Here is an 8259-nt window from a genome sequence, read left to right on the forward strand (position 1 = left end):
CGTCGACAAGGACATGGCCCGCCGAGCCGTCATCCCGTGTCCACTCGTACACAACGCCATTGCGGCCAGCCAGCCGCTTGATGATCGTAACCGCAGACCCCACGATGTCTCCGTCCCTCAGAAAGCTCACCGGTAGGATATACCATCCGCTTCAGGTCCAAATTCATCCCAAGCGAAGCCGGCATCGAGCGTGGCCTGATGAGCCATGACATAGTTCTGATTACCATTATCACGCATCCAGGATGATTCGTAGATTTCATGCCTCAGAAGCTCGATATCGGTCGGGTGCGGCACGCCGTCCTGGAGCCTCTCCCAGGCACGAGCGATCCGCGGATTCGCATCGAATCGCATCAGTCCGTTATCCAACTCATGCTCTTCAATGAACAGATGGCTATAAATCTGTTCGATATCGCTCGAGGAAAATCCATGAGGGGCTGCGGTCTGCGTCACAGATTCCAGTTGCGGATCCGAACGAATCCGATTGTAGGCGTGATCTGCCCAATCCGTCTCGAAGTCGATCTCACTCCGAGGCCGGCGGAATGATGAGCCGCCCGTCTGCGCCAGATTCCCTTCTGAACTACTACGTGAAGCCCGTGCTCCGCGGCTACTCGTCCGACCACGGCTGGGGCTCCGACCACGGGTGGACGAACCACGCGACCTGCCGCGGCCTGTGGCGTGCCCTTCGGCTCCGCCCTTACTGGCGGTGCCGGTGGTGGGGTCCGTTGGCTGCACCGTGGAGTCGTCGGGGCCTACCAGGTCGCCGTCGTGGGTGCCGTTGTGTGGTGCCATGCCGTCGCCGTGTTCGGTGTCGTCGTCCCGAGCGGGATCGCCGTCCCCCCCGGCTCCGCAGTCACCGAACACGGCGGCGCAGGTAGCGCTGAAGGCGGCACCGGCGGCTTCGACGCACGCGTAGCTCGCCGTTCCGAGGCTGGCGTCTTCGCAGGCCTCCCAGGCTGCCCCGATCGCGACGCTGGCGATTCCGTAGCCGAAGGCGTCCAGGCACTGTTCGAAGTCGCAAGCGGGTGTCGGGTCGTGTTGCGCGTTGCTCGGGTCACAGCCGAACTTGGAGGCACCGTTGCACAGTCCGGTGGGGTCGCTGCCGGTGGTGGGGTTGTTACCGGCGTAGGTGTAACCGCCCATCTGGTTGGGGTCGCCAGCCTCGAAGAGAGGGTCCGCGGTGAGGAAGCGGCCGATGGCCGGGTCGTAGTTGCGGGCTCCCAGGATGTCGAGACCCGTAGCGGGGTCGGTGGGTTGGTCGAGGTAGCCGCGGTTGTCGGCCCAAGTGCTCGGAGTAGTGCCGCGCGGGTTTCCGTACGGGTCGTAGGCGCGACGGGTCACCGCCAGGCTGGACGCGTCGATCTGGATCTGCGCGGTGCCCTGGGCGTTGGTCGGCTGGTAGGTGACGGTGCCGCTGCTGGAGCGGACGATCACCGTACCGTCGGGGTTGTCGTAGAAGCGCTGACCGGAGACGGTGCTGCCGGTGAGCGTCAGCTGCTCAGCGCCGCCGAACAGGTAGAGGACGGTGCTGGTCGGCTCGCGTTGGATCAGCAGGCTGCCAGTGGCGTCGTAGAGGTAACCGGTGGTCTGCGGGTTGCTGCTGCCAGCCGTGGTCGTGACACTGGCGGTGCGGCCTTCGGCGTCGTAGCTGAAGGTCTGATTGGTGGCGGTCGCACCGGTGGTGGTGCGACTGGTGGTGTTGCCCTCCTTGTCGTACTGGGGGGTGAGGGTGCTGGTGCCCGTGGAGGGCTTGCTGGTGGTGATGGTGGTGGCGGTGTTCGGCTGGTTGGCCGGGTTCGTGCCGTTGCCGGGGTAGGTGCTGGTCTGGGTGCTGTCGTTGGCGGTATTGCCGGTGACATCGTGGTTGACCAGCTGGGTGCGGTCACCGAGCAGGTTGTAGCTGTAGCTCTGCCAGTACGCCGCCGGACCGCCGATAGTGGAGGGACTTGGGGTGCTGGTGTTGCACTTGGCCAGCTGGCCCGCGGTCGGGCTGGTGATGCCCGCGGTATCCGACCAGGCGGTGGTCAGCCGGTCCAGGCCGTCATAGCCGAAGCACTGGGTGTCAGTAGCCTGGGTGATACCGCCACTCGACTGGACATCGGAAACGGTGGTGATGTTGCCCGAGGGGTCATAACCCATCGTGGCGTTGTCGATCGGGCTGGTCGTCGCCGTCTGCAAACTGACCGTGTTGGTGGTCTGCCGGCCGGTGGCGTCGTCGTACGTCTGCGCGGTGCGCATCTGCACGCCGGAGTTGCCGTAGGTGGACTGCTCGATCTGGCCCAGCGGGCTGTAGTTGGCAAGGTCCAGGTAGTGCGTGAAGCGTCCGGAACCGGTGGAGACCAGTCCGCCTTGGAGGTTGTAGCCGTAGCCCACCGTCTCAGCTGACAGGCCGCCGTCAGCGTTGTAGCTGGTGCCGGACAGCAGACCGACGTTCGGGGTGTAGGTGGCACTGGTGGTGTAGGTGCCGGCGAGCATGCCCTCCGAGGCCGGAATGGTGATCGAGCTGCCGGTGGGCTGGTAGGCGGTGTTGTAACCGCTCACCTGCTGCACGTACGCGCTGCCACCGCTTCCGGAACCACCCACATAGCGCGTGGTGGAGGTCGGGTAGCCCTTGGCCAGCGTGTCGTAGACCGTGGAGGTCAGCTGCTGGGTCTGGTCGGTCGTGTTGGTACCGGTGTACTCGCCGGTCTGGCGACCGAGCAGGTCGTAGGTGTAGGAGAGGGTCTGGCCGCGGCCGTCGGTGGTGGTGGCGACGTTGCCGGACTGGTCGTACGTCGTAGTGGACGTACCGGTGTCCGGATCGCTCTGCGACACCTTGCGATCCATCAGGTCGTAGGTGTAGCTCCAGGTGTTGCCGGCATTGTCGGCGACCGTGGCGGTCTGACCGCCGGGAGTGTAGGTGTACTTGGTCGTGACGTCACCGATCCCCGTGCCACCGTGCGCCACCGTCGAGGTGGTCTGACCCAGCGCGTCGGTGAACGTGCTGGTCGGGGTACCGCCGGGTGGCGGGGTGGTGTCGGTCTCGTCCGCGCCCGGGTAGGCGCTGGTCGCGGTCCACAGCGGCGAGGCCTTCGAGTACAGCGTGCTGCTGACCGGACGGCCCGTGCCGTCATAGGCGGTCACCGTTTCCGACGGCAGAGTGTTCTCCACCTCGGCGAACATCGTGGTTCCGGGGCCCGTGGTGGTGTCCACGTATGACGGGACCGTGGAGTGGGTCCAGCCGTGGCTGTCGTAGTGCGTGGAGGAGATCAGACGGCCCGCCGAGTTGTCCGCGGTGGTCGTCTGGGTCTGCCGCTCCTGCAGGAAACCGTCGTAGAACTGCACGGCGGTGCTGTAGGAACCGTCCTCCCGCAGGGTCTGCGTCGTCACCGTCGACGGGTCCGGGTTGCTCCCGGCACCGTGCACGGCGTAGCTGAACACCTTGTCCGCGCTCTGGGTGCTCTTGGTACGACCAGGCAGCCAAGTGGACGTCAGCCGGCCCAGCGCGTCGTACTGCGTGTCAGTGATCCGGCCGTTGGCGTCCACCGCGTGGGTGGTCAGGTCGCGGGCGGGGTCGAGAGTGCTGGTCGCGGTCCAACTCAGCGCGTTGGTCGTCGACATCGCCGTCGGCAGAGTGCCGGTCGCGGGCGCGAAGGCCGTCGTGGTGGCGGACCCGGCGGAGTCCAGGCTCTTGACCGTGCGACCGTACTGGTCGTAGGAGTCCGCGTCGATCGTCTGGAAGACCGGGTTACCGGAGCCGTCATAGGACTGCGCCGACTGCCTGGCGGTCACCAGACCCAGGGTGGAGCCGTTCGCGCCCAGTTGGCCGAGCGTGCCGGGGTTGGTGATGCTGCCGTCGCCATCGTAGAAGAACCGCTTGTCACTCACCGTGGTGCTGCTGCCGGGCGTGGTGCCACAACCCCCTGAGACCGTAATGGCCTCACTCGGGTAGCTCAGCATCATCGGGTTGCTCGCCGGCGGCGTCGCGTACGTCGTGGTGGCGCAGGTCTCCTGCGCGGGGACCGAGACGTCGCCCTTGCTGTCCACCTGCGACGGGCGGCCCAGGCTGTCGTTGGTGGTATTGGTCTGGGTGGTGCGCCAGGTCCCGTTGGCCAGCAGGCTCAGTTTGCGGCTGGAGCTGGATTGCACGCGACGTGCGGTCAGCGCCGGCAGGGTGGAGAGCGTTGCTGGGGCCGGGGTCTTGGAGGTCCAGGCGGTACGCGGCGAGCTGACCGTGGTCGTGACGGTCGGAGCGCTAGCCAGGGTCTTGGCGACGACGGTTCCGCCGGCCTGGGTGTAAGTGTCGGTCTCCTGCGGCACACCAGCCAGCCAGACGCTGTCGGTGGTGCCCTCACCGAGCGAGTTGGTGAGCGTGACGCTGCGCTGGGTACCGTCTGCCTTGTAGTCGCCGTCCATGCCCTGGAAGTAGGACGTGGCGGTCTGGGTGACCGGGTCCGGAGCGGAGCCGGTCGTGGTGGTGATGGTGCGGTAGCCGGCGAACTGGTTCCAGGTGCGGTACTGGTCGTCGGTCAGGTCCGAGTCGTCCCGGTGCCAGGCCGCGCCACCGCTGTAGGTGTAGCTGGTGACCTTCGCCGGGGAGCCGGCCTTGGTCAGGTCGTTGTCGGTGACCTGCGAGACCAAGGTTTTCTGGAACCAGTCCGCGATCGGCGTCACGCCACCCGGGGTGTTCCAGTAGACCTGGTAGCAGGCCATCGTGTCGCTGTCCGCCGAGGCCGGCATGTGGTTGTTGAGCCGCGAACACTCCGGAGCGCGGTAGGTGACCGCGATGGACTCGCCCGACTCGGTCTGGATGCTGGAGATCCGCGGGTGGAACAGCGGCGGGGCGGCTGGGGTGAGGCCGTCGACCCGGTTGTCCGTCTCGACACCGGTGAAGGTGACCGGGTCGAGGGTGATCGGACCGCTGCCACCGGCGGAGGTGTCCTGGCCGGTGTGCTGGATCGAGGAGAGCCACATCACCGACTGCAGCTGGCCGGCGTCCTTGGGGTCGACGGTGCTGCCGGTGACCGGGTCCATCGTCCCGCCGGCGTCGGAGAACACCTGGTTCAGCGCGTAGGAGTCCACTGGCTGCCAGGACGATCCGACCTTCACGGAGGTGTTGATCGACTGCAGTCGGTAGGTCGACCAGAACGTCGGAGTGCCCACCTGGCAGACGTTGCTGCCAGTGCCTGACGTCGCCATCCCCGAAGTGCAGTTGAGGTCGTACGGGCTGTCCGGCCAGTTGGTGGCCGTGGTGCCGTTGAGGTTGGAGTACTGGCAGACCGTGCTGGACGTGGTGCAGCGCTGGGCGGTGTTGAAGACCACCTTGGCAGCCGGGTCGTGGCCTGCCTGCTCGTCGGCGAGCTTGTAGCCGTAGGAGATCTGGGTCAGGTAGCCGCCACGGGTGTAGGCGGTCATCTTGCCGCCGCCCCCGGACTGGACCACCTGGCCGTAGCCCATGTTGTAGTAGTTGGCCTCGTTCGCCCAGTCGTAGCGCTGCACGTTGCCGTTCGGGTCCACCACGAAGTCGAGGTTGAACCGCCAGCCCATCTCCGCCGAGCACTGCGAGTTGTTGCCCTGCGCGGCGTTGTAGCAGGGGTCACCCGGCTTCGGGTTGTAGACCGGCACACCCCACGCACTGTTCGTCGCCGGGTCCGACGTCGTCCCCGGGGAGTGGTTCAGACCGAAGTAGTAGGCCGTGCCGTCGGTCGTGGTGACCTTGAAATACTCGCCGTTCCACATGCCGTTCGACGCACCCGAGAGATCCTCAATCTTGGTACCGTCGTCGTTCTGCAGGTGGTACACACCATTGCTGTCGCGAACCAGCTGGCCAGTGCGGGAACCCAGGGAGATGGTGGCGTTGTAACCCGCCCAGCACTCATCACCGGAGGTCGTGATCCCGTCATTGGCACAGGACTTGTACGAGCGCTCGATGAAGCCAGGGCTGTAATCCCAGCCATCACCGATCCACGAGGACTGCGAATTGCGCGCCGAGGTCTCGCCGTCAACCGACTGCGAGTTGTACGACAGACCAACCGCCGGTGCCGAGCCGCCCAACGACGACGGAACCGAGATCGGGTAGTTGTACTCGAACGCACCGGACGACGACTGCGACCAAGCTCCCGAAGCCGAGAGCGGCGTCGCGGAGTAGTCGCCCTGCGAACCGCCCGTGCTGGCGACCGCGGCGACCGCGGTGCCGGAGTTCTGGGTGGTCGCGTCCGCCTGCACGGCCGTTCCCGCGGCCCGCGCCGCCCGCGCCGGGGTGCCCGGGACGGCGACGGTCGCGGTCAGCTTGTGCGAGACCGGGTCGTTGGTCGTCGCTAGCGGCTGCTGCGTGCGGCAGGCCGGAACGTCCGGCGTGGTCAGCGCACAGGCCGGCATCGAGACCAGGTGCAGGCGCGAGGCCCAGCCACCGCCGTACGCCTGGGCGATGGAGTTGTAGTCGACCGAGACCTTCACGTCGCCCGCCGCCGACTGGCCGTCGGCGCGCGACAGGCCGACCAGCAGACCGTTCACGTCGGCAGCCTGCGCCGTACCGTGATCGGCCGTCTTGACCTGCACCGATGTCGGCGCAGGTGCCGACTGCGAGGTGACCGGCGCCACCGACACCGGGGAGTTCGCCACCGGTGTCGGCGCCGGGGACGGAGAAGAGGAAGCGGCCGGGGAGCCGGCCGCCAGCGTCACTGTGCTGCTCGACGCAGCGGGCCAGGACGGGGACGCATCCTTGTGCGTCTCCAGCGCCCGCGAGCCCTTCGGTTCCGGCACATCAGGCTTGGCGGCCTTGCCGGACACCGCATGGCCCTTGACCGTCGGTTGGGCCGGGAGCGGATCCGCCGCCCACAGCTTGCCCTTGTACTGGTACCCGCCCACCACGGTGTCGGCAGCGGCGACCGGAACGACCAGCGTCAGCGCCGCCAATGCGGCACCGACGACGGTGCCCCGACGTCCCCACTCCCTCCCCCGAGATCCTGGGAACCAATGAAGACGCGTACGCACGCGCAACCCCCACCACAATATCGGTCGCGAAGGACCGTCAAACCCAGAGCCGAACATACGGCTTGATCGCCGGGAACCGTATTGCCATTCGAACAGGTGCCGCAATAGCCTTCCGGCGGCATGCGATCCTTCACGGGAGCCGCACGGCTGATGGGGGGCCAGGCACGAGGGGGGCGAAGACTCCCATGATCGCGCGAATCGGACACCCGTCGGGGCGAGTCGGGTAAAGATCTACCCAATAAACTCCGCCTAAATTTTGCCAATTCTTTTCTCGCTTTAAGGACGTCTTAAGTGCAGCGACCCGGCCTCAGGCCATCGTCACGGCGCAGACTGCGCCATCAGTTCACGCTCGTAGCAGCGCTTTCCACGGTGGTCGCGACCGCCGCGGTCCCGGCGCTGGCCGCCACCCCGACGCCCGCCGCGATGCCGTCGGCGTCGCGGTCCGTGGTCAGCCCCACCGCGCCGGGCGCGGCGGGTGCCCCGAACGGCCCGGTGCAGCAGGCGCAGGCGAAGGCCAAGGCCACTGGCAAGCAGGTCACGGTCGACGCGCTGACCACCGAGACCAGCATGACGGTCGCCAACCCCGACGGCTCACTGACCGTCACCCACAACGAACAGCCGATCCGGGTCCAGAAGAACGGTTCCTGGACCCCCGTCAACGCCACGCTCGGCAAGAACGGTGACGGCACGTTCTCCCCCGCGGCGACCCCCTCGGGCGTGACCCTCTCCGGCGGCGGCAGCGGCCCGCTGGCCGGCTTCACCGACGCGGCCGGGCACCACCTGGCGCTCACCCTGCCCTTCGCGCTCCCCACGCCCACCGTCAACGGCGACAGCGCGCACTACGCCGACGTGCTGCCCGGGGTGGACCTGGACGCGACCGTCACCGACCAGGGCGCCTTCCACGAGGTCCTGGTCGTCCACGACGCCGCCGCGGCCGCCAACCCGCAGCTCAGGACGCTGCGCCTGGCCATCAACAGCAACGGCCTGAAGACCAGCAGCGACCAGGACGGCGACCTGACCGTCAAGGCCGCGGACGGCACCCCCGCCTTCGCCGCACCCGCACCCGTGATGTGGGACTCCAGCACGCCGACCGGCACCGCCTCGCAGACCGCCGCGCCGGTCACCACCCCCGCTCCCGCCCCGGCGGCCGCGGCGGCCGGCCCCGCCACGGCCGTGGACGGTTCGAGCGCCGCCACCTCCAGCAAGGACGGCCCGGGCCAGGCCGCGCACGTCAGCAAGCTCAACGTCCAGGCCGACCCGGGCGCGATCACCCTCACGCCGGATCCGGCG

General features: G+C 67.6%; 1 protein-coding gene and 1 pseudogene. One reads left to right on the forward strand and one right to left on the reverse strand.

The genetic code is table 11. The features are described from left to right. Positions 1 to 126: 126 nt before the first annotated feature. Complete coding sequence (locus ACIGXM_RS18165) at positions 127 to 6891, reverse strand: RHS repeat domain-containing protein (protein WP_396561944.1); 6765 nt, start codon at positions 6889 to 6891, stop codon at positions 127 to 129. 447 nt (positions 6892 to 7338) lie between these two features. Between ACIGXM_RS18165 and ACIGXM_RS18170 the strand changes: the two are divergent. After that, positions 7339 to 8259: pseudogene (locus ACIGXM_RS18170) on the forward strand (hypothetical protein); the annotation flags it as partial.

This window comes from Kitasatospora sp. NPDC052896 (assembly GCF_044547075.1).
Taxonomy (GTDB): Bacteria; Actinomycetota; Actinomycetes; order Streptomycetales; family Streptomycetaceae; genus Kitasatospora.